This window comes from Pirellulales bacterium, from assembly GCA_019636345.1.
Lineage (GTDB): Bacteria > Planctomycetota > Planctomycetia > Pirellulales > Lacipirellulaceae.
Window position 1 is genome coordinate 339,421 of record JAHBXQ010000002.1, and the last position, 21,368, is coordinate 360,788.

Annotated in this window: 15 protein-coding genes; 6 read left to right on the forward strand and 9 right to left on the reverse strand. The window is 66.1% G+C overall.

Going from position 1 to position 21,368, the window contains the following annotated elements; translation table 11 throughout:
- Nucleotides 1-42: 42 nt before the first annotated feature.
- The 4 genes from KF688_05190 to KF688_05205 all read right to left on the reverse strand — a co-directional run bounded on the left by KF688_05190 (nt 43) and on the right by KF688_05205 (nt 7,743).
- Nucleotides 43-1,791, reverse strand: coding sequence for a hypothetical protein (locus KF688_05190; protein MBX3425055.1), 1,749 nt, complete (start codon nt 1,789-1,791; stop codon nt 43-45).
- Nucleotides 1,788-3,437, reverse strand: coding sequence for a hypothetical protein (locus KF688_05195; protein ID MBX3425056.1), 1,650 nt, complete (start codon nt 3,435-3,437; stop codon nt 1,788-1,790). Before KF688_05195 ends, KF688_05190 begins: the two co-directional genes overlap by 4 nt.
- A 322-nt stretch (nt 3,438-3,759) precedes the next feature.
- Nucleotides 3,760-4,659, reverse strand: coding sequence for an ABC transporter ATP-binding protein (locus KF688_05200; GenBank protein ID MBX3425057.1), 900 nt, complete (start codon nt 4,657-4,659; stop codon nt 3,760-3,762).
- 495 nt (nt 4,660-5,154) lie between these two features.
- Nucleotides 5,155-7,743, reverse strand: a complete 2,589-nt coding sequence (locus KF688_05205) for a hypothetical protein (GenBank protein ID MBX3425058.1) — start codon at nt 7,741-7,743, stop codon at nt 5,155-5,157.
- A gap of 488 nt (nt 7,744-8,231) precedes the next feature.
- Between KF688_05205 and KF688_05210 the strand changes: the two genes are divergently transcribed.
- The 4 genes from KF688_05210 (at nt 8,232) to KF688_05225 (ending at nt 12,084) form a co-directional block, all read left to right on the forward strand.
- Nucleotides 8,232-8,510 (forward strand): transcriptional regulator, encoded by a 279-nt coding sequence (locus tag KF688_05210; protein MBX3425059.1) that lies wholly within the window; start codon nt 8,232-8,234, stop codon nt 8,508-8,510.
- 79 nt (nt 8,511-8,589) lie between these two features.
- Entirely contained in the window at nt 8,590-10,059 is a 1,470-nt protein-coding gene (locus KF688_05215; protein ID MBX3425060.1) for a protein kinase, read from the forward strand.
- Between the two features lie 384 nt (nt 10,060-10,443).
- Complete coding sequence (locus KF688_05220) at nt 10,444-11,508, forward strand: DUF1559 domain-containing protein (GenBank protein MBX3425061.1); 1,065 nt, start codon at nt 10,444-10,446, stop codon at nt 11,506-11,508.
- Nucleotides 11,509-11,661: 153 nt separating this feature from the next.
- Nucleotides 11,662-12,084, forward strand: coding sequence for a hypothetical protein (locus KF688_05225; GenBank protein MBX3425062.1), 423 nt, complete (start codon nt 11,662-11,664; stop codon nt 12,082-12,084).
- A 666-nt stretch (nt 12,085-12,750) separates the two neighbouring features.
- On the opposite strand, the gene KF688_05230 is transcribed toward KF688_05225, so the two are convergent.
- Both KF688_05230 and KF688_05235 read right to left on the reverse strand, forming a co-directional pair.
- The gene (locus KF688_05230) at nt 12,751-13,599 is read right to left on the reverse strand and encodes a hypothetical protein (GenBank protein ID MBX3425063.1); all 849 of its coding nucleotides are present in this window, start codon (nt 13,597-13,599) and stop codon (nt 12,751-12,753) included.
- Nucleotides 13,600-13,637: 38 nt separating this feature from the next.
- Nucleotides 13,638-14,705 (reverse strand): 3-isopropylmalate dehydrogenase, encoded by a 1,068-nt coding sequence (locus tag KF688_05235; GenBank protein MBX3425064.1) that lies wholly within the window; start codon nt 14,703-14,705, stop codon nt 13,638-13,640.
- A gap of 516 nt (nt 14,706-15,221) precedes the next feature.
- Here KF688_05235 and KF688_05240 point away from each other — a divergent pair.
- A complete protein-coding gene (locus tag KF688_05240; protein ID MBX3425065.1) occupies nt 15,222-15,800 on the forward strand; it encodes a hypothetical protein in 579 nt (192 codons plus the stop codon).
- A gap of 95 nt (nt 15,801-15,895) precedes the next feature.
- On the opposite strand, the gene KF688_05245 is transcribed toward KF688_05240, so the two are convergent.
- The gene (locus KF688_05245) at nt 15,896-16,471 is read right to left on the reverse strand and encodes a tRNA-(ms[2]io[6]A)-hydroxylase (GenBank protein MBX3425066.1); all 576 of its coding nucleotides are present in this window, start codon (nt 16,469-16,471) and stop codon (nt 15,896-15,898) included.
- Between the two features lie 15 nt (nt 16,472-16,486).
- Nucleotides 16,487-17,395: an SDR family NAD(P)-dependent oxidoreductase gene (locus KF688_05250; GenBank protein ID MBX3425067.1), complete on the reverse strand. Its 909-nt coding sequence runs from the start codon at nt 17,393-17,395 to the stop codon at nt 16,487-16,489.
- Nucleotides 17,396-17,606: 211 nt separating this feature from the next.
- Between KF688_05250 and nadE the strand changes: the two genes are divergently transcribed.
- Nucleotides 17,607-19,598 (forward strand): NAD(+) synthase, encoded by a 1,992-nt coding sequence (gene nadE, locus KF688_05255; protein ID MBX3425068.1) that lies wholly within the window; start codon nt 17,607-17,609, stop codon nt 19,596-19,598.
- A gap of 114 nt (nt 19,599-19,712) precedes the next feature.
- Here nadE and KF688_05260 read toward each other — a convergent pair whose 3' ends face one another.
- Nucleotides 19,713-21,320, reverse strand: coding sequence for a hypothetical protein (locus KF688_05260; protein MBX3425069.1), 1,608 nt, complete (start codon nt 21,318-21,320; stop codon nt 19,713-19,715).
- Between the last annotated feature and the right edge of the window lie 48 nt (nt 21,321-21,368).

A 21,368-nucleotide genomic window follows, 5' to 3' on the forward strand; every position in this document is an offset into this window, starting at 1 on the left:
CTGCCGCGACCCGTACAGCCGGCACGATCGGAAGCGGCGGCGCTACTCGCTCGGCGACGCCTCGGCGGGAACGTCAGCCGGCGGTTCGTCCTCGGCTGACGTCTCGTCGGCGGGGGATGACTCGGTCGGGACCGATTCGGCGGGCGTCGACGGCACGTCGGTGAACGCCTCCGCGGGGTTGATGAGGCTCTTCGCCTCGCGATCCTGCGGGGCCTTGTTGACCCGCTCGTTGCGAGCGGCCATCGCCGCGGCGAACGACCGGTCGTTGTCGTTCTGGGCGATGACGTCCCAGAGGGGGAACTTGTCGCCGAGTTCGGGGTCTTCCAGGCTCATGTCGAGCCGCTCGAGCACTTTGCCGTACTCCTCGATGTAGACCATGACGTCGCCGCCGGTGGCCGAGTCGGGGCCGAGCTCGGGGAACTGAGCGAGCGCCTTGGCCCACAGGTCGAACGCTTCCTCGTACAAGGCCCGGGCTTTTTCCGGCTCGGGGCCGAGGATTCCGGCGACCTTGCCTTCGTAACACTTCTGGTGGGCGGCAAGCGCCTCGGGGGTTTGTTCAAGATCGCAGCGGGCGCGCCAATACTTGTAGTTGGCGACCCCGCTGTTGCTGTCGATCATGCGGATTCGCTTGCGAACGTCTTCCAGCTCCGAGGCGATCCGTCGCACCTTGGCCGCCAGCTCGGGCTGGTCGCGCGCGATCCGCGCGGCCAGTTTCTCGGTCGTGATCGCAAGCTTCTCATCGGCCGAGCTGATCAGTTCGTAATCTTTGGCGTCGAGTTCTTCGGTTTTCTCCTTGGCCCGCTTCTCCTCGGGGGTGAGCGACTCCTTGGCTTCCTCGACCATTTGTTCGCGCAGTCCCGGCGACAACGCGTCCAGGTCGTCGCTGAGACGCCGCTCCTCGGCTTGCCACTTCTCTTCGTCCTCCAGGCGGATCGGCACGCCGATCGAGGAGACCATTTCGCGATTGCCGTACTCGCGCCACATCCGCCCGCCGGAGGCCCAGGCCAAGCGGGCCCGTTCGCCGAAGGCGCCTTCCTGCTCGATCGCCTCGGCGTAGTTGATCTGCGACTTGCCGGGGTTGGAGAAGAACGTCGTGGGGTTCATTTGCCCCAGGCTCTTCTTCTTGTCGTCGATGGCGCTGACCGCCTGGTTGTACCAGTCCTTCGAGACGAGCCAGTTGTCGCGCAACTCGGAACGGACGTCGGGGGCGTGGAGCTCGTCGTCGGCCTTGAACAGCTTGCGATAGATCTCGTGTTCGTCGGCACGTCCCACCTTGTTGCCGTTGAACCAGCCGAGGTCCTTGAGCAGCGCGGGATTGTCGCGATTGTAGACAATTCCTTCGAGCAGGTACTTGATCCCCCGCTTGACGTAGAAGAAGCGGTCCTTCACGTCGTCCAACTCGACCGACACGTTGTAGGTGAGGTTCCAGGCCTGATAGGTCCAGACCTTGATGAAGTAGGGCTGGAGCTTGGCGAGCTGTTCGAGCGTGGCGCCCATCGCCGTCCAGTCTTCGGTCATTTTGTCGTTGTTGACCTTGCTCCAGAGCATGGTCGTCGCGATGCCGCGGGCGCCGAGGGTGGCCAAGCGGATCGCCTCGCTCGCCGGGTCGATGTCGCCGATCTCGGCTTGGCCCAGACCGTACTCGCGGCGGAGTTGTTCGAGCTTGCCCCCTTGGCTCTCGGCCCCGCCGCCGCGGGTGGCGGGCTGCCCCAGCCAAAACAAGGGGAGCATCAGCGCGACGATGCCCGCCAGATAAGCCACTTTTCGATAGAGCGAATTGTTCTGGTTCATCGAGCCACCTCGCGAGTCCGCAGCAGGAAGAACCCGAGGATCGACAGCCCCGCGACATAGGCGCCGCACACGGTCAAATCCTGCCACACCCGGTCCCAGGGGACATTGTATCCGTCCGCGGCGTAGCGGACCGCGCTGAGCGAACGGAAGTCGGGCAGCACCTGGGCGACGCACCACATGAAGCCCTTGAACACGCCGTCGAGGGACTTCACGATCGTCGTGCCGGCGCCGGGATCGAGCGGGACCATCACGTTCTTTTGCGTCACCAGACGCACGAGCGACTCGACGGGTCCCCCGCCGTACTCGACGCCGGTCGCGACGTCGACGAAGAACGCGCGAAAGAAGCCCAGCAGGATGAACGCCGCGGTGAAGAGCATCGCCACGGGGCCGCTGACCAGCGTGCTGACGGTCACGCCGATCGCAATCACGATGACCATTTGCACCCAGATCGACAGGCAAACCTTCACAAAGTTGGTGCGGTGGTCTCCCTCCGGCTGCCGGACGTAGCAGTCGGCCTGGGCGAAGCCGAAATACTGGCCCCCTTCCAGGCACTGGACGATCAGTTCCAAGCGTCCGTCCTTGCTGACCAAGTCTTGGAACAGATCGAGCGGATTGCCGTCGGCGTCGAACAGAGAACGCCCGATGCTCCGCTCGTCGACTTGCTGGTCAAGGGCTGAGAAGGCTTGGGCGTCGTTGGTCTTGCCGTCGTCGGGGTTCCGCAGTCGGATCGTGCCGGTAATCGGTCGACCGATGACCCCTTTGTGCGTGCGAAAGACGCGCACCGTGAGGGCGACGTCGAGATAGTCGGCGTCGGAATCGGGATCGAGGCCCTCAAAGGTCCAGATCGCCGCGGCCTGAGTGTTGCCGTCGATGAAGCTTCGGTACTTCCACTCCATGCCGACGCTGATGCCGGCGTCCTTCTCGACGCCGTTGCGGTCGATGAACCGCAGCTTGCCGTACTGCGGCACGCGGGCTTTCATGAACCCGATCGGCGAGGACATGACGTACTTGTCGCCGATTTTCTCGACGTTGTGCGTGTGTCCCCGTTCCTGCAGGGCCCAGCCGACGCCGTCTTCGTCCAGCTCGATCGCGTGCTTGTGAAACATCGCCCGTTCCGAAACGCCGTCGACGCCCAGAAACTTGCCGGCCGAGTCGGTGACGTTCTCCATCGCCGTCGACTCGACGACGTGCACGTGATCGAGCGATCGGTTGACGAACACGTAACTGGCCAGGGCCATGACAGCCAGCATCGACGTGCCGATGATCGTGAACCCCAGGATGCGGCCGAGCACGATCTCGCCGGCCCGGACCGGTTTGGTGACGACCGTGAAGATCGTCTTGGTCTTGAAATCGTTGGGGAGGCTGAACGCGCTGAGGACTAGCCCGATCCCCAACGTCAGGTACGTCGAAGCCGTGAGCACGAAGCTGAGGTACAGCCTGGCCGGCTCGGAATGGTCGGTCGTCAAGAACCACTGAGCGAACAGCAGTACGACCAGGTAGACGGCCAGCGCGACGAACACTCGGCGCCGCCAAGCTTCTTTGATCGCCAGTGCGGCCAGGGCCCAGACGCGGCGGAACTTGGTCCCGAATATCTCAGCAAACGTATCGACGATCATTCGATACGCTTGGTCCGCAGCGTACATCATTCCACGCGTTTTACCGAACCTAAGGCGTGAGAGCCAAAGGAGAGGAATGAACGCAGCGAGTGCGATACCGACGCAGATCAAGCCAAACCGCGGTAACGCCCCCAGTCCGTCCTCTCCGTGGAGAAGCCATTGGACGTACGGCAGAATCTGGCGTTCTACGACCATCGGGCGTGTGCGGGGAACTTAGGGGAAAGGCGGAAGGGGGAATGGGGATTTGCGTATGCGGAATTCGGATTGCGGATGGGGGGGCGATTCGAAAGCGTGCTCAAAATAACAACTGACCACGAACCACTGACAACACACCCCCATAGCCGCGAGCTTCTTAGCTCGCCGGGGGCGCCGCGGCCGTCGGGCTGCGCCGCCCGGGACGCGCTTCGCTGTCGCGGACGATTTCCAGGAACAGGTCTTCGAGCGTCGTCGTGGGGTTGTCCATCGACAAGAGCTCGCCCTGGTGCTTGGCGATCAGTTCGCGGATCTCCCGCTGACAGTCCGCCGACAGGTTGCGGGCCTTCACCTGCGTGACGTCGGCCACCTTGAGCAACTCGTCGACGCGGCCCAGTTCTTTCAACTCGCCCTGGTGGAGGATGGCGATTCGGTCGCACACGTCCTGGACGTCGGCCAGCAAGTGGCTGCACATGACCACCGTTTTGCCCTGCTCCTTGAGCCGCAGGATCATGTCCTTCATCTCGCGGGTGCCGATCGGGTCGAGACCGCTGGTCGGTTCGTCGAGCAGGATCAACTCGGGGTCGTTGATCAGCGCTTGGGCCAGGCCGATCCGGCGGGTCATCCCTTTGGAGTATTCCTGCAGGGGGCGTTTGCGGGCCTTGTCGAGTCCTACCAGCTTGATGAGCGAGTCGACTCGCTCGGCCCGCACCGACGCGGGCATGTCGAACAGCCGCCCGTAGAAGTCGAGCGTCTCCTCGGCGGTCAGAAACCGATACAGGTACGACTCCTCGGGGAGGTAGCCGAGCCGTTCATTTTTCGAAACGTCGCTGGCCGGCTTGCCGAAGACGAGCGCCTCGCCCTCGGTGGGGAACAGCAGCCCGAGCACGAGCTTCATCGTGGTCGTCTTGCCGGAGCCGTTGGGGCCCAACAAACCGAAGACTTCGCCGCGGCGGACCTCCAGGTCGAGCGCTTTGAGGGCCCGGACCTTTTGCCGGCCCCAGAAATCGCGGTAGACCTTCGAGAGGGCCCGCGTTTGCAGTACGACTTCTTCGCTCATGGACGTATTTGTTCGGTGCGAGGAATCAAATAACGAACGCGTGACGGGAGGTCCTCGCTCGCCAAGCTGCGGGGGCGCGGACCGGTGCGAAGCAGGACGAGGGACCGCCGGCGACGCTCGCGCCGCGAGCGCACACCACGACGTGTCCGCTGTTACGCACCCAGGAAGCGACCGGTTCGGCGGCTCGCCGAGCGGCGCCGGCAAGCGTCCCCGCCGCCGTCCCCGCCGCGTCCCAAGTAAAGGACTGAGTATAAGTTGCGTCGCGCCAAGCGACAAGGATGCCAGACTCGGGGTCGTGATCCCATTTGCGCCGTTGGAAGGGCGCCTGGGGTCGCAGCGCAGCGGAGCCCCCAGGGAATCCGCAGGGGGCTCACTTCGTTCGACCCCTGCCACCCGTCAATTTGGCAAATGGGATCACTACCAGACTCGCCGACGAGACTCCCGTCTCGTGCGGGCCCAAGTTCCCGCGGGCCGGTCCCCGTTGACAACTGGCCGTTAGCGCGGCGTTCCGGCTGGCGTGCGGGCCTCGAGCCGAACCGGGGCCGTCCCGCCGCTCGCCGCGGCGCCCAGCGGGATGATGCGGTAGTTCAGCGAGTCGATTTCCACCCGCCCCAGCCCGTCCAGGGCGAACGTCAACCGGGTTTCGCCGCCGGCGCCTGTCAGACGCGCCAAGCGAAACGGGCGCCATTGGGGAGCTTGCTTGAGCCGCAAAGCCAGGGCTTCGCCCCCGAGGGAGTCGAACGCCAGGAGCGCCTCGTCGGGACCAAGGAGCGGCTCGGTCGAGCGGAACATCCCCGTCACCTCCAACAGGCTGTCTGCGGGGAGGACGACCTCGGGCGACGTGATCCACACCGGGACGATTGGCGTCGCGAGCGCAGCGTCGCTTCGCACAGAACGGGCCTCGAGCTCCAGGCAGAACTGCCCCTGGTAGGGCGCTTCGGGAGACAATCGCACGCCGGTCGCGACTCCCGGCAGCGGATACTCCAGGTGTCGCCAACCATGTTGCAAGAGTTCGGCGAGGTTCTCGAATTCTCCCCCCGGCAGGGGGCGCCACGGACCGGCGCTGCGAGCGATTGCCGCCGCGAGCCGCACATGGTCGGGCGCCGCTTCCCAGCGGAGCGGCAGCGGGCTCGTCCCGGGCTCCTGGACTCCCGCGACGCGTTCAACCGTGCGACGCTCGAGCAGATCGAGAGCCGCGTCGGCCTCGACGGTCGAATCGTAGGCGGCGTGAAAGTCGCGGGCAGCCAGCGAGTCCTGCGTCGACTTCGTGAGCGCCGCAATGCGGTGGAGCACGCCCTGCACCTCGGCGGCGGCGACCAGCGGTTGAGGCAAAAGTCCCAATGCCTCGGCCGCCTGTTGTCGCTTCAGCTCGACCATCTGAATCCGCAGGTCGACCGTTCGCTGGGCTCGGCCGCGCAGCCGTCGCTCGATTTGGGTGTACGCCTGCCCGTCTTCGGTGAGCAGAATGAGCCCGTCGCGAGGCAGGTCTTCGACGGTGATGCGCAGTCCCCCGGCGACGCGCTGCGATCGCAGCCGCCGCGCCGAGACCCCTCCCAGCAGGTACGGCTCGGACGACTCGGGCACCCCGGGCAGCACCAGGGCCAACGGGCGTTCGGCGGTGATCGGTTCGCTGCGACCGGACTCGTCCCAGATCATCGGCACGATCAGATGCGAACGCTCGGTTTGCAGAACGATCGCCGTCACGTCGTCGCGCGACGAGCGGGCCGCCGCGACTTGCTTGCCTCGGGCCAACCACGGCTGCACAACCGCGATCCGTTCGTTGAGCAACTCCGCCGCCAGGGCCCGCACCCGGTTGCCGCGATCGGCCGCGGCGAGGCTCGCCTCGCTGCGGAAGTAGAATCCGGTCGGCCGCGAGGGGAACGTCGCCGCGCACCAGCGAAACATGTCGGCGTAGTGCGCGGGGACCACCGGCGCCCGGCCCGACTGCATTGCGGCAAGCTGGGCGGCGAGCCGGCCTGCGTGATGCGTGTCAATCGTCGCCCAAACCGGCGTGCCGGGACGGGCCACTCGTTGCTGGTGCATCATCCAGGTCGAGAACGCGGCCAGCGAGAGCGAGCTGCCGATCGTGGGCCGGTCGAGCACGATGGCGTCGCTCAGGCGGCTCGCTTCGCGGACTTGCGTCGCCGGGCGCAGCAACGTGGGCCGCGAGCGCTGCGGGTCGGTGCGTTTGAGCCACTCGGCCCAGCCCCGCATGTCTTCCACGGCCAGCGGCTCCGCGGCGGCCGTGCCCAGGTCCCACGCCATGACGATGTCGAACGACGGATCGATCACGACGCCCGATTCCTCGCGCGGCGGAGGACAGACGAGATACAGGCCCGTACGGCGCGCGGCGCGCCGTTCTTCGCTGGTCGGCAAGCGTCCCAACGCCGCCGCGTCGAAGCCCAACTCGCGCAGCAGGGCGAACGATTCCCCCTGCCACTGGATCACCCGCGGAGCGAGCGGCAACGGGGGGAGAGGCGGCTGGGGGGCGGCGTTGCCGACCGGCTCGGTCCCGGTCTCAGTCACGCGACGGCTGTCGCGGACCACCCCGTGGAGCGTGATCTGATCCACCAGCAGTTCGGTCGGCCCCGTTCCGCCCGGGCAGAGAAACACGAGCGATTCGAGATATGCTTCGCGTTCGTCGATTTGGGCGTGCGGCGACGAGCGGTCGGCGCCCTCGCTGCGCACGATGCGACTTTGGCGTTCAAGCGCGGGTCCGAGGTTGCGCAGCGAGAGGCGCACCCACTCGTCGGCTCCGGCGATTTCATCGCCGAACACGAGCAATCGCCGCGGCTGTCCCGAGGGGGCGAGCGACCGGGGAAGCACGACCAGACCGGCCAGGCGCGTTCCGGGACGGTTCGCGCGCAACCAGGCCGAGACCGTCAATTCAGACAGGATCGGCGCTTGGGGAAGACGGTAGGCGGCCTGGGCCGACTCGCCGGGGGGCGCTGCGAGGACCAGTTGCTCGGCCCCCGAGCCGAAGCGACTGCGCGATTGATCGGAGGCATGGTGGAGGACGCGGATCGTCGCGCCCGGGTTGAGCAACACGAGCGACGGCTGCTCGCGATCCATGTTGTCGAGCAAGGCGGGCGCTTGCGCGGCAGCGGCCGGTTCTTGGGCTCTTGCTGCCGGTGGTGCGAACGCACTGATTGCGAGGCACAACCCGCACAACCGCGCGCAGCCGACGGGCCGGCGCACTGGTCCGCTCGAATTGCGAGGTAGCCCGTGCATGGCGCTGGATCGCGTCCCCCAAATGTCCGAGCCGACGGTGCAGCGCAGAGGACGTCGGACCGCCCCGACGATGATGCCGCGACGCCACGCGCGGACTGCTCGCCGCGAATCGTCGTAAGTCGGGCTTGTATCAAGCGTTGGGCCGCGGCTCCAGGGCAGTGTGTGGCGATCACGCCACAATGTGCGCAGATGCGGGGAATTGTCGCGCAGAACAGTTGATCGGTCCGAAGTCTTTACCATACAATGCGTTGCGGTGGTCGGGCAGCACCACTTGGCAGGCTCCGGTACGGCTCGTGCTTTCATGGGCTGGCGTTCCCGTCCTGCTTCCTGGAGTTGCACCGATGAACCAAACCCCCGAATCGATCGCCGCCGCCCACGACCAGATTCCCGCCGATCTTGCCCAGCTCGCCGAGGCCGTGCATGCACTCCCGGAGCACTACGCCGCCTCGCTGCAGCCCCTGGTCGACGCGGTGGTGGAGAGCACGAAACGCCGCCGTCGGATCCTGACTTTGGTCCAGGACGCCCTGAGCCAGTTGCGGCTCGACATGAAATACCTCATGTTCGATCTGGAGGCGACCCGCCGCGAACGCGACGAGTACCGCGCCAAGCTGGAAGAGTAATCGCCTCCGCCCCTCGGAACGGCCGCGTCGTCCCTCCGTCCCTGTCGAACTGTCGCGCGACTGAAGCTTCGTGAGCGCTATGGCCCCCACTTTGACGGCGGAAAAGCTGGCCCAACGTGCGCTCGACGTCGGCATCATCAGCGAGCAGGACCTCCAGGCCGTCTGGAGCGAACTGGGGACCCGCAACGTCGAGTACGAGCAGCTCAAACAGGTCTTGGTTCGGCGCGGACTGCTGACCAACTACCAGCTCGACCGGATCGCCGAGGGGTTCAAGACCGGGTTCTTCTACGGCCCGTACAAGGTGCAGTACTGCGTCGGCGCCGGGACGTTCGCCCGCGTTTATCGGGCGTGTCATCGCGACACGAACGAGTTGTTCGCCGTAAAGGTGCTGCGGAAGCGGTTCAGCGCCAACCCGCAGGACGTGGAACTGTTCCGCCGCGAGGGGGAACTGGGCGAACAGCTCAAGCACGACAACATCGTGGCCATCCACGAGGTCGTCTCGAAGGGGGGCTTCCATTACATCGTGATGGACTTCGTCGAGGGGCGCAACTTGCGCGACTTTTACAAGGTCCGCGGCAAGTTCGAGCCCGAAGAGGCGACCCGCATCACCGAAGGGATCGTCGCCGGGTTGAACTACGCGTTCCAGAAGGGGGTCAGCCACCGCGACCTCAAGATGTCGAACGTCATTGTCTCGAGCGACGGCGTGGCGAAGCTCGTTGACTTCGGCTTGGCGGGGCTCGGCGGCGAGGACGGCGACGACGCCAATCCGCGCACCATCGACTATGCCGGGCTCGAACGAGCCACGAACGTTCGCAAGGACGACGCACGCAGCGACATCTTCTTCGTCGGCTGCATGTTCTATCAGATGCTCAGCGGAAAACCCCCGCTGGCCGAGACGCGCGAGCGCTCGCAGCGTCTCAGCAAGTCGCGCTATCAGAACATCCCGCCGATTACCGAAGTCGCCCCGAAGACCCCGTTGCCGCTGGCCCGGGTCGTGCAGAAGGCGATCGAATTCGACCCCGCTCGCCGGTATCAGACGCCAGGCGAGATGCTGGCCGACGTCAAGCTGGCGGCCAAGCGCCTGGCCGAGGCGGGGCCCGACGCCGACGCCGCGGCGGCCAACGCCAAGCCGCTCGAAGGGCACGGTCCCGACGGCGAGCCGCGGCGTCTGATGGTCGTCGAGTCGGACACAAAGATGCAGGACCTGTTCCGCGAGTTGTTCAAGAAGTGCGGCTACCGGGTTCTCGTGACGAGCGACCCGGACCGCCTGTTCGCCCGGCTGTACGACGGCCCGGCGGCGTTCGACGGTTTGTTGATCAGCACCGGGACCCTCGGCCGCGGCGGCGTCGACGCGTTCAACCGGTTGGGAACCGAAGTCGCGGCCCGGAGCATTCCGGCCGTACTGCTTTTGGGAGACGGGCAGGGACCCTGGAAGGCCGACGTCCCGGCGACCGACCATCGGCGGGTGCTCGCCATGCCGGTGCGGGGACGGGAGCTTCGCGAGGCGCTTCTGCGGTCGTTCAACGCGGCGACGAGCGTGTCTTCATAGACCTTCGGCATGCTTCCCCAGGATGACGTTCGGGAGCGGGCGTCCTTCCCGGCGGCGCCTGTCTCGAAATTCTTAGCGTAAATCGCTCAGATTGGGATGTGCATACTCTCTGCACAGACCTGCGCGATTCTTTCAAGCTTGCGAGTCTGCGGCATGGTTGCCGTCGAAGTCTCAAATCTCGCAGATCTAGGTCGAAATCGCGTATCAGTGCGGATCGCCGTCGACGAGGCCGCGGGAAAGGGGCATGATAAGTGAACTGGGCCACAAGCCCGGAGCGCTTGTCACATTCGGCCACAGCGCTCGCGACACTGTCGCGGGGTTGTCGGCGGCTCGGCTCTGTTCGATCTTCTTCTCCCCAATAGCCGTAGAGCGGCACAGGATCGTATGCGTCACTTCACCATGCGGCGTGCAGAACGACCCTTCCCCAAGACCAGCGCGCGAGGCTTCACGCTCGTGGAGTTGCTCGTGGTGATCGCCATCATCGGCGTGCTGGTGGCGCTGCTCTTGCCGGCGATCCAAGCGGCCCGCGAGGCGGCGCGACGGATGCAATGCGCGAACAATCTGAAGCAAGTCGGGCTTGCGATGATCAATCATCACGACGCCCGTAAGGCTTTCCCCGCAGGGAACATCATGAAGGGGAACATCGGCCAGACAAACGCCAGCTTCTCCGGTTGGACTATCGAGGTGATGCCGTATGCCGAAAACGACAACATCAAGGGCATGTACAACACCAAGATCGATGTCTTTCAGCCCGAGTACGAGCAGTTTCGTGAAACGAAAATCGAGATGTACACATGCCCGTCCGACTTCGAGTTCGTCTTAGCACAGCCAGAAAGCGGGCCGGCGGCTGGCAAGACGAAGGGCGCAGGGGGACGCGGCGGCGGCGCGTTGTTGGTCTTCGCCTCGTCATCGTATCGCGGCAATGCGGGCAGCGCTCCTGACAACGCCGCTACTTGGTATCTCGGCGAAGCGATTGGAACTGGGACTGCTCCTGTGGAATTCCGTGGTCCGCTTCACGCCATCGTCGATCCTGCGCAGAATTGGACTCCTGGAAACAACATTCCAGATCAGACGCTCGCGAGCTTGCGTCCCGAGTCGTTTCGAACGATCACAGACGGATCGACCAACACGATTCTCGCCGCCGAGTCGACGAACATCTATGAACCTCGCCGGACCTTCTGGGCCTACGCTTCGTGGGGAAATTATATTTTGGGACAAGCTTGGAACGTCTCGACGATTTTCCTCGGCGATTATCAAAGATGCGTATCGGTCGGCGGGTCAACGAGCAATCGTGCTTGCATGTCTGCATGGTATAGCGGCCACTCAGGAGGCATGAATGTCCTCATGTGCGACGGTTCAGTTCATTTCATGCCGTTCGACGTCGACTTGAGGGTGTTTCACTCCTTGTCCGCGATCGCTGACGGACAAACAGTTGACCTGCCGTTCTAGGGGCAGTTCTTGCAACGTGGCGGCGGACAGTTTGCTGATGTCGCTCTCGGGCGATCTTTTTGTCGTTGCGTACGTTCGCCGCTGAGTTCTCAAACGTGCTTCTTGGCGCTGTACGCTCGGTCACCTGAAGTCAATTCTCGGCAAGCATCGTCAATGAGCCGTCAGTTCGCGTGGGTCGCATTTGCTTTCTCGGGCCTGCTCTTGCTGAACGGGTGCAGCGGGCCGTCGCTCGTTCCTCTTGAAGGCACTGTCACTATGGACGGCAAGCCGCTGGTCGGCGCAACCGTCACCTTCGACAGGACGGAAGGTCCCGTGGACCAACGATTGTATCAAGGGAAGACTGATGACACAGGTCGGTTTGTCGTCGGGCCAACGTGGGAACAAGCAACGGGGGCTATGCCGGGGAAGTATCGGGTCTTAATTCGGTCGATCGAGATTCCCCCGGGCGCAAACGAAACCACAAAGCTGCCGCCGGAAGTGGTGCCGATGCAGTACCGGGACGGTTCCATTACTGTTGAAGTTCCGGCCGAAGGGAACACCGCGGCAAATTTCTCGATCGAGCGTGGAAGGCGGTAGTCGTTGCTTCGGGGCTCTTCACAATGAATTCGGGAAATGTTGCCGCCGCGATTTGCTTCCCCGCGATTTGTGACCTATTTCTTTAAGTGGCGGCAGCGAGCGTTCGCTCACCCGCCTGACTTTTCACCCTCCTTGTCCCGTGGCGCCCCCTTCGGCGCCTCCCGCCTGGTTCGATCGGCGACGCTTTTCCTGATCGGGCGTTGTCGGTCCCGTTGCGTGCGAGCGTGCGCCGTCGGCCGTGCGCTCGTGCCGTCCGCCCGCCCTACCAGCGGGCGATGAACTCGCCTCGTCCCGCATCATGCCCGTGAACCGCAGGCGCTCGCCTCGGTCGGCCTGAGTTTCCGGCGCTTCGACGCCGGCGCTCGCGCCGCGCCACCGCGAGCGCATTCGGTTCACGGGGCGGGGCAAGGCGCCGACGCCTTGGGTGGTTCCCCTTCCCTTGGGTCCCGGGGGATAAGTCCGGCTTTTTCCAGCGTATGGCGCCCTCCATCGTCGGCGCCGGGCTTATCCCCTTTTCTTTCCATTCCGAATCGCGAACGTCGAAACTCCTCGGAGACTTCAATCGCGGCAACGGCGAAGCGCTTCTGCGCGGTTGCTCGCTTCGGACGTCCTTCAACCGCCATCGGTGCGGAACCGTCTCACGACCCTCCCAGCAACGGACGAGCTTCATGACTCGGCGTTTGAATTCGGAATTCGTTCCAAGTTTTCAATTTCGTCTTGCGAGCTTCGAGCGGCCTCCTCCGCCAGCGCGTGCAGCCAGCTTGCCGTGAGGACGGCGTCGCAGCCGGCGTCGCGGAGCGCAGCGACGTCGTTTGCATTGCGCACCCCGCCGCCGGCGAGGAGGATCCCCTCCGGCAGCCGCTCCCGAAGGCGTTGGCAGCGCATCGCCACCGTGGGGCCGCATTGCCGGCCGACCGCCGTCACGTCAAGCACGACAAACGACTGAACGCCGGCTTGCCGCAAGTCGCCCGCGAGGTCGAGCCACTCATCGGCCGCGAGCCAACCGCCCCGCGAGAGGGGGCGGTCCCCGCGCCAGTCGAAGCTGACGGCGGTCGTCAACGGATCGATTGCAGCCCGTTCGAGCAGCGTCGCCGCGTCGTCGGCCGTCTCGGTCCCCAGTACGACGCGCCCCCCACGGGGCCGGACGAGCTGCCCCATCCGCCGCACGTCGTGCGGCGCGGTCAGTCCCGCATCGCACCACAGGGCGTACTTGCGGGCGAGCTCGCCCCACAGCGGCCAATTCGGCTCGCCGCCGGCGAGCGCATCAAGATCGGCGCCATAGACGGCAAGCGGCGGCAAGACCGAAGCGCCCGCGCTTGACGCTTGACGCTTGTTGCCTGCAGCGAGCAGCGAGGCGGCGTTCGCGACGAACTCGTGCGGGTCGGCGTGTGGGGCGAGCGGGGTGAACCAGGGGCGATACTCGTTGCGGCGCCCTGCCACGGCTCGCACCAACCGTCCCCCCGCGACGTCGAGTACGGGCGCCAGCGGCAACGAGGGCTGCGGTTCGGCATTCAACGGGCCAATCCGTGGTTCATGCTTCTCGCCGCCTTGGATTACGCCAGCGCGTCGAGGATCAAGTCGCCGATCTCGCTGGTGCTGTAGCCCATCTTGCCGGCCGATTGGCTTTTCATTTTCGTGCCGGTGACGTGCATGATGGCGCTCATTACGCGCTCGGCGGCCGCTTCCTGGCCGACTTGGGACAACAGCATGCTCACGGCGTTGATCGTGGCGATCGGGTTGATCTTGCCCGTGCCGGTGTACTTGGGGGCGCTGCCCCCCATCGGCTCGAACATGCTCACCCCGCCCGGGTCGGGGTTGATGTTCCCCCCCGCGGCTACGCCCATGCCGCCTTGGATGATCCCCGACAGGTCGGTGATGATGTCGCCGAACATGTTCGTGGTGACGATCACGTCGTAGTACTCGGGGTTCTTGACGATCCACATGCAGCACGCGTCGACGTGGTTATAGTCCTTCTCGACGTCGGGGTACTCTTCGGCGACTTCGTTGAAGGCGCGCCACCACAGGTCGTGCCCGGTGGTCAGCACGTTGGTCTTCGCGACGAGCGTGAGCTTCTTCCCTTTGGGGTTGTTCCGCTTGCGCGTCAACTCGAAGGCGTAGCGGATGCAGCGCTCGCACCCCTTGCGGGTGTAGATGGCCGTCTGCGTAGCGACTTCGTTGGGGGTCCCTTTGTGCATGAACCCGCCGGCGCCGCAGTAGAGGTCCTCGGTGTTCTCGCGGACCACGACAAAGTCGATGTCGTCGGGCCCCTTGTCCTTGAGCGGCGTCTCGACGCCCGGAAACAGTTTCACGGGGCGGAGGTTGATGTATTGGTCGAGCCCGAAGCGGAGATCGAGCAGGAGCTTGCGTTCGAGAATTCCCGGCTTCACGTCAGGGTGACCGACGGCGCCCAGGAGGATCGCGTCGAACTGCCGAAGCTGGTCGATCCCGTCGGCGGGGAGGGCTTCGCCCGTCTTGAGGTAGCGATCGCCCCCCCAGTCGAGTTGGGTCAGATCGAGGTCTTTGTCGAACCCTTCGAGCTTGGCGACCGATTTGAGGACCTTGACGCCTTCGGCGGCGACTTCGGGCCCGGTGCCGTCGCCGCCAATTACTGCAATCTTCATGGGAATTTCGTCCTGGAATCACTCGCCGGTCGAAGGGGCTCGGCACACGGGGAATGGAGGCCGGCCGCAGGAAACAAACCGCTGATTCTACCCGCTGGCGACGCCGGTCGCGAGTGGCTCGGCACAGCGCGCCAGGAACGTCGAACGGACCTGCGACCCCTGAGATCGCCGTACGGAACACGGGGGCAGTGCTCGTCAAGATCGGCGTCAGCGATGCATGACGCGATCGGCCCGTCTCGTACGGGACTTCTGTCCTGGTCCCCACTGTGTTCCCGTCTCTGCTGTGGTGAAATCCGTGCTGACTGCCGCAGCCATGGGTCGGCTAAGGGGTGGTGTATAGCGTGGAATCGGCGGGGAAATCTCCCGCGGCGACGTGATGCGAATTGACTCGCGACTCCGGCCGTCCTTAGACTACCGGTAGTAGGCCGTCGATGGCGGCGGTGCTTCTCTTTTGCTCTTGCGAGGCATGGGCGACGGTCTCTCTCTTTCACGGGGGTTGCCCCCGAAAGGCGCACGATGGGACAGACGATTCTCGGCGGGGTCATCGGGGCCGCGGTCGGCTTGGCGGCAAACATTGGGCTGGAGATCGCCACGACCAAGGAGATGATCTGGTTTCCCGTGATCATCGGCTTGCTCACCGGGCTGGGAGTTCGCCAGCTCAACAAGTCGTCGGCCATGCACCACGCCAGTTACTTGCGCGGCGCAATCGCCGCGGCGATTGCGTTGGCTGCGATCGCCGGGGCGCCCAAGGTCAAGTCGATGGTCATTGCCCGCAAGGGCGCCGCGGAGGTCGCTAAGGCGACCGCAGCGCCGAAGCCGGGCGAGGAGACGACTGAGGAAGGGGAAGCGGCCGAAGGGGAAGCGGCCGATGCACCGGCGATCCCCGAAGGGCCGCGGCCTGGCGCCATCGGTCAGATCGGCCTGGGCAAGGCCCCGGGCGGTCCCGGCGAGCCCGACATCTGGCAGGCCGTGTTCATGGCCGTGGGCGCGTTTCTTGCCTACGAGTTCGCCCGCGGCGCCGGCGCCCCGGCTCCTGTGGCTGCACCGAGCGATCAGGCAGCACCTGAGGGGAAGCCGACCGATCCGTCGGAGTGAGCCGACGTGACGAACGGGACAGGCAGCTCGCGGATTGCCAATGGCAGGGGGGTGTCGGCATTGGTCCGCGAGCCAGTCCCTTGCTCGACAAACCGCTAACTGTGCATCCGCGGTTGGGCTTCGCCCTCGGCGATGATCGCGGCCTCGGCGGCGGCGAGTTCGCGCAAGCGGGCCTCGACGACTTCCTCGGGGCCGTAGTGCCGGGCGAGTCGCGTGTAGGCGGCGTGATGCCGAGCTTCCGACTCGAACAGACCTTGGTAGAACGCGGCCAGTTCGGGGTCGTCGACGTACTCGGCCAGCGCCTGGAACCGTTCGCAACTGCGGGCCTCGATGATCCCGGCCACCAGCAGCCGGTCGATCGCTCGTTGCGGTTCCTGCTTGCGCACCAGATCGTTGAGCTTGCGGCCGTACTGGCTCGGCTTGAGTCGCCGGAAACGGATGCCGCGGCGGGCCAAGAGGTCGAGGACCATGTGGAAGTGTTCGAGCTCCTCGCCGACGATCTCAGTCATCTCGCGGCACAGTTCCGCGTCTTCCACATAATGGAAGATGAGATTAAGCGCCGTCCCCGCGGCCTTCTTTTCGCAGTGGGCGTGGTCGATCAGCACCTCGTCCAGGTGCGCATCGATTTGTCGGAACCACTCGGGTCGAGTCGTCGATTGCAGATGCAGCATGACGTGCGATCAGATTCAGTCTTGAGGTGGTGAGGGAAGTCGCCGAGGCAAGGACTTGCTAGCGCAGGGCGTCAGCCCGGTCCCCTCCTCGGGAGCTCCATGCCGACGAGCATACCGCGCCCCAAGCATCCGCACGAGCAGCCCCGGCGCCAGCCGCTTGAGCCGCGCCAGCCACCGCGCACGCCGACCGAGGATTGCGTAAAGCCGCCCGCGCTCGGCGGCACGGAGCGCCGCTGTCGCGACCTCGTCGGCCGTGATGCGGCTTGAGTCGGCGAGTTCTTGCGCGTGGCGGGCGAGCTCCGGCGTGGCGAACGTCCCCGCGGCGAGCAGGTCCGACGCGAAGAACCCCGGCACGGCAACCGTCACATGGACGCCGCGCTGGCGCAGCTCGGCGTGCAGCGCCTCGGTGAACGCGACGACCGCGGCTTTTGAGGCGCTGTACGCACCCATGGACGGTGGCGCCAGCCACGCGGCGATCGAGGCGACGTTGATCACCGCCGGCGGGGGGCCCGGCTGCAAAGCGCTCTCCCTCAGCCAGGGGACCAACAACTGGCAGCCGTGCAGCACGCCGAAGAAATTCACCTCGGTGATGCGGCGCCACGAGGCGAGTTCTCCTTGCCCCGCCTCCGCCGCCATGCAGACTCCGGCGTTGTTCACCAGCAGGTCGAGCCGCGGGAAGGACTGGCGAAGCTGCTCGCGAACAGCGACCCACGCGTCGGGGTCGGCGACGTCGAGTTGCCGTGCTTCGGCGCTGCCTCCGCGGCGGACGACCAAATCGCGCGTCTCCTCGGCTCGGGCGAGCTCGAGATCCGTGGCGACGACGTGCCACGAGCCCTGCGCGGCGAGGCGCCGACAGAACGCTCGCCCCAACCCGCTGCCGGCGCCGGTGACGATCGCCAGACGATGTGAGGCGGCATGCGCCATGGGGGCCTCGAACCAAGCGGTGAATTGCGCCGTCGCGCCACTGGAAGCCCTCTGCGCTCCGGCCCGCAAGGGCTTGCGAGGGACGCCTTGGCAAACTGAACCTAACGCCTGGGACGCGGACTTTGTAGGGCCGTCGCGGGGCCGCGCCGTTGGGCTGGGGCGAGGGGGGCCGCCCTTTCGTCCGGCGACGGTCGGTCTATACTCGGCTGGTATGCAAAAAATCCGTCTCGCCGCCGCCGCACTCAACCAAACGCCCCTCGATTGGCAGGGGAATGCCCGCCGCATCCGCTCGGCGATTGCCGAGGCCCGCGCCGCCGGGGCCGCGATTCTCTGCCTGCCCGAGCTGTGCATCACCGGCTACGGGTGCGAGGACGCGTTCCTCTCGACCGGCGTGCCGCAGACGGCGCTTGAGTTGCTGATCGAGCTGCTTCCCGACACGCGCGGGATGGTTGTCGCCTTGGGGTTGCCGTTGGTGGTCGAGGGGCCGCTTTACAACGGGGCCGCCTTGGCGTGCGACGGGCGGCTGCTGGGGTTTGCGCTCAAACAACATCTGGCCGGCGACGGCATTCACTATGAGCCGCGGTGGTTCCGCAAGTGGCCTGCGACCCGGGTTCAGCGGGTCGAGGTCGCGGGTCGCGACTACCCGGCCGGCGACGTGCTGTTCAACGTCGGAGGCGTGAAGATCGGGTTCGAGATTTGCCGCGACGCCTGGGTCGCCGATCGCCCCGGTTCGCGGCTGGCCGCCGGCGGGGCCGACGTCATTCTCAATCCTAGCGCCAGCCACTTTGCGTTCGGCAAGCAGGAGGTGCGGCGACGGTTCGCGCTCGAGGGGTCGCGCACGTTCCACGTCAGCTTCGTTTACTGCAACCTGCTCGGCAACGAAGCGGGGCGGGCGATCTTTGACGGCGGTACGCTCATTGCCAGCGCAGGGAAGACACTGGCCGAGGGACCCCGGCTGTCGTTCGCCGAGCAGTTGGTCACGTGCGCCGACGTCAGCGTCGCGGCGACGCGGCGGCTGCGCGCCGCGCTCAGCGAGCCGAGTCGCGAACCGGCGCCGTTTGACGGCGGAATCGTCGAGTGCGACTTCGCCCTGCCCGCGGCGGAGGGGCGGCGCCCGCCGGCGTCGCCGTTGCCGTGGGAGGGGCGCCCCGCGGCGAAAGAGGAGGAGTTCGCCCGGGCCGTGCCGTTGGCGCTGTTCGATTACCTGCGCAAGAGCCATGCGGGGGGGCTGGTGGTGTCGCTCTCGGGAGGGGCCGATTCCTCGGCGGCGGCGACTTTGGCGTGGCTGATGGCGAAATTGGGGCTCGCCGAGTTGGGCCGCGACGAGTTTGCCGGGCGGCTCGCCGCGATTCCCGGGCTCGAGTCGTGCCAGACGGCCGAGGACTTCGTCGGGCGGCTGTTGGCATGCGTCTATCAGGCGACGCGGAACAGCGGCCCCGTGACGCGCGCCGCAGCCGAGACGGTGGCGAGCGCCGTGGGCGCGGAGTTTCACGCCTGGAACGTCGACGCGATGGTCGACGCGTACGTCGACGTCGTGACTGCGGCGGTCGGGCGAACGCTCGCGTGGGACTCCGACGACGTGGCGCTGCAAAACGTGCAGGCCCGCGCCCGCGGCCCGGGGGCATGGCTGCTGGCGAACCTTCGCGGGGCGCTCTTGCTGGCGACGAGCAATCGCAGCGAAGCGGCCGTCGGCTACGCGACGATGGACGGCGACACCTGCGGCGGTCTCGCCCCGATCGCCGGAATCGACAAGGCGTTCTTGTTGCACTGGCTCAAGTGGATGGAGACCACCGGCCCGATCGGCGTCGGACCGTTGCCGGCGCTGGCAGTCGTGAACGCCCAGCAGCCCACCGCGGAACTGCGTCCGCCCGTCGCGGGACAAACCGACGAAGGCGATCTCATGCCGTACGCCGTGCTCGATGCCATCGAGCGACTGGCGATCCGCGACAAGCTGATGCCGATCGAGGTGTTCGAGTCGCTGCGGCCGGAACTGACCGACGTTCCGGCGGAGCAGCTCGCAACGTGGGTCGAGCGGTTCTTCCGCCTCTGGTGCCGCAACCAGTGGAAGCGGGAGCGATTTGCCCCGGGGTTCCATCTGGACGACGAGAATCTCGACCCGAAAACGTGGTGTCGGTTCCCGATCCTTAGCGGCGGATTCGAGCGCGAGCTTGCGCAGCTTCGCGATCATGTCCGGGCGGAATGAAGGCGGGGCGCCGCACGAAACACGAAGCACGACATCCGAAGCAAGCGTTTCAGGATTCGCTCGCTGCGTTTCCCAGTTCGGATTTCGTACATCGAGCAGCGGATGATCCCCCGCTTAGTCCGGCGCCGCGTACACCGCGTACTCCTCGTTCTCATAGAGCAGCGGCAACTCCAGCGGCGGATCGCACGGGGCGATGACGTGCGTGGCCCCGTATTTCCGGCAGAGCTCCGCGATGCGCGCCGTCCCGAGTTTGGCGGGGGAACCGACGATCGCCGCCTGGCCGAATTCATCCGTTCCGGCGTACAGGTCCTGGCAGCGGGCGAACCACGCGACGACGCTCGCGGCGTCTTGCGGGACGTCTTTCCAGTTGCCGACGTCGGCCCTGGCGGCGTACCACTTGAACGACTGGGCGTGTCGAGGGACAAGGAACAACGCCTTGGGGGGAGCCTCGCGGGCGATCCATTCGCAGGCGTCGCGCCATGCGGCGGGGTTGGTTGTCTTGCGGTCGGCCGGGGCGCGGGGATCGGCCGCGCGCACCGCGACCGTCGAACCGAGAAACCATCCGCACCAAACCAGGACGACCAGCCCCGCCGCGGCGCGCCAAGCGGCGCCAGTCGAGGCCTGTGCGGTCTTCCTTGCGGATTGGTCTGCCCAGGCGTCGACGATCTTCGCCGCTCCCATGAGCGCCACAGCAAGCGGGACGGCGACGTCGGCCAATCGGAACCAGTAAAATCGCAGCAGGCTGGCCGCATCGTCGGGCGATTTGAAGTGCAGCGACTCGTAGAGCAGTCCCACGCTGAAGATCCCCATGCTCACGGCGGCAAACCGTTTGACGCGCAGCATCTGCGGGCCGGGGGCCAGCGGCCATAGCGCGACGAGCGCAACGAGCAGGCATCCAAAACGCACGGTCCGACGAAGAAGCTCGTCGGACGGCAGAGCGAGCGGCGCCAAGTGATGGGGGAGTCGCTGAAACACGTAGATCGACGCCGCCTCGCGGGCGGTTTCCGGCGGAACCCCGCGGTCGAGCATGAGCGCCGGCGCCAGACCCGCCAAGGCGATCGCCCCGCCGAGGGCTAGGCTTGGCGCCAGTGCGGCGAGTGCATGGCGTCCTCGGCGGCGATCGCTGCCCCAGACGATCCCCGCTGCCAGCACTGCCCAGCCGCCGACCAAGACGTGGAAGGCCGACGCGACGCCGAGCCAGATCGAGGCCCAGTTCCACCGGTCGGCCGCCATCGCGGCGAGCCCTGCGAGGACGAATCCGTAGGCGATCGATTTGCCTTCGATTCCGCCGACGGCCCATTCGCCGGCGAAATTGCAGCACTCGATCAGCGCGAGCCACAACGCCCCGCTCGCCACGACCGCCAGCGAAGCCAGTTCCGGGGGCCAAGCGGCCAGTCGATCCGCCAAGGCCTCGCGCGCCAGTCGGCGCCACCCCCAGGCGACGAGTCCCCAAGCCGCCAGCCTTCCGATCCACGCAACTGCCGGCAGCGGCAGCCACAGGGTCAGCCATCCGACGGTCCAGTAGAACGCCACGTGAGGATCGGCCGAGTCGAGGAACTGATCGCCCGGACAGTAGCTCGGATCCCAGTAGTGTTTCGCCTTGGCCAGATAGTGGGTCTCATTCACATGCGGCGCGGGAGCGCCGGCGACGAGAAAGCAGACCGCAAGCAACAGGAACCACTCGGCTAGGGCTCGCCGAGGCGAGGTTTCGCACGTTGACAAAGTCGACTCCATCACGCGACCAGCGTACCGCGCCGACGGCGGGTCGGC

Coding starts and splice junctions, on each gene's coding strand:
- KF688_05190 (MBX3425055.1), bottom strand. CDS start 1,791: ATGAACCAGAACAATTCGCTCTATCGAAAAGTGGCTTATCTGGCGGGC.
- KF688_05195 (MBX3425056.1), bottom strand. CDS start 3,437: ATGATGTACGCTGCGGACCAAGCGTATCGAATGATCGTCGATACGTTT.
- KF688_05200 (MBX3425057.1), bottom strand. CDS start 4,659: ATGAGCGAAGAAGTCGTACTGCAAACGCGGGCCCTCTCGAAGGTCTAC.
- KF688_05210 (MBX3425059.1), top strand. CDS start 8,232: ATGAACCAAACCCCCGAATCGATCGCCGCCGCCCACGACCAGATTCCC.
- KF688_05215 (MBX3425060.1), top strand. CDS start 8,590: ATGGCCCCCACTTTGACGGCGGAAAAGCTGGCCCAACGTGCGCTCGAC.
- KF688_05220 (MBX3425061.1), top strand. CDS start 10,444: ATGCGTCACTTCACCATGCGGCGTGCAGAACGACCCTTCCCCAAGACC.
- KF688_05225 (MBX3425062.1), top strand. CDS start 11,662: ATGAGCCGTCAGTTCGCGTGGGTCGCATTTGCTTTCTCGGGCCTGCTC.
- KF688_05235 (MBX3425064.1), bottom strand. CDS start 14,705: ATGAAGATTGCAGTAATTGGCGGCGACGGCACCGGGCCCGAAGTCGCC.
- KF688_05240 (MBX3425065.1), top strand. CDS start 15,222: ATGGGACAGACGATTCTCGGCGGGGTCATCGGGGCCGCGGTCGGCTTG.
- KF688_05245 (MBX3425066.1), bottom strand. CDS start 16,471: ATGCTGCATCTGCAATCGACGACTCGACCCGAGTGGTTCCGACAAATC.
- KF688_05250 (MBX3425067.1), bottom strand. CDS start 17,395: ATGGCGCATGCCGCCTCACATCGTCTGGCGATCGTCACCGGCGCCGGC.
- nadE (MBX3425068.1), top strand. CDS start 17,607: ATGCAAAAAATCCGTCTCGCCGCCGCCGCACTCAACCAAACGCCCCTC.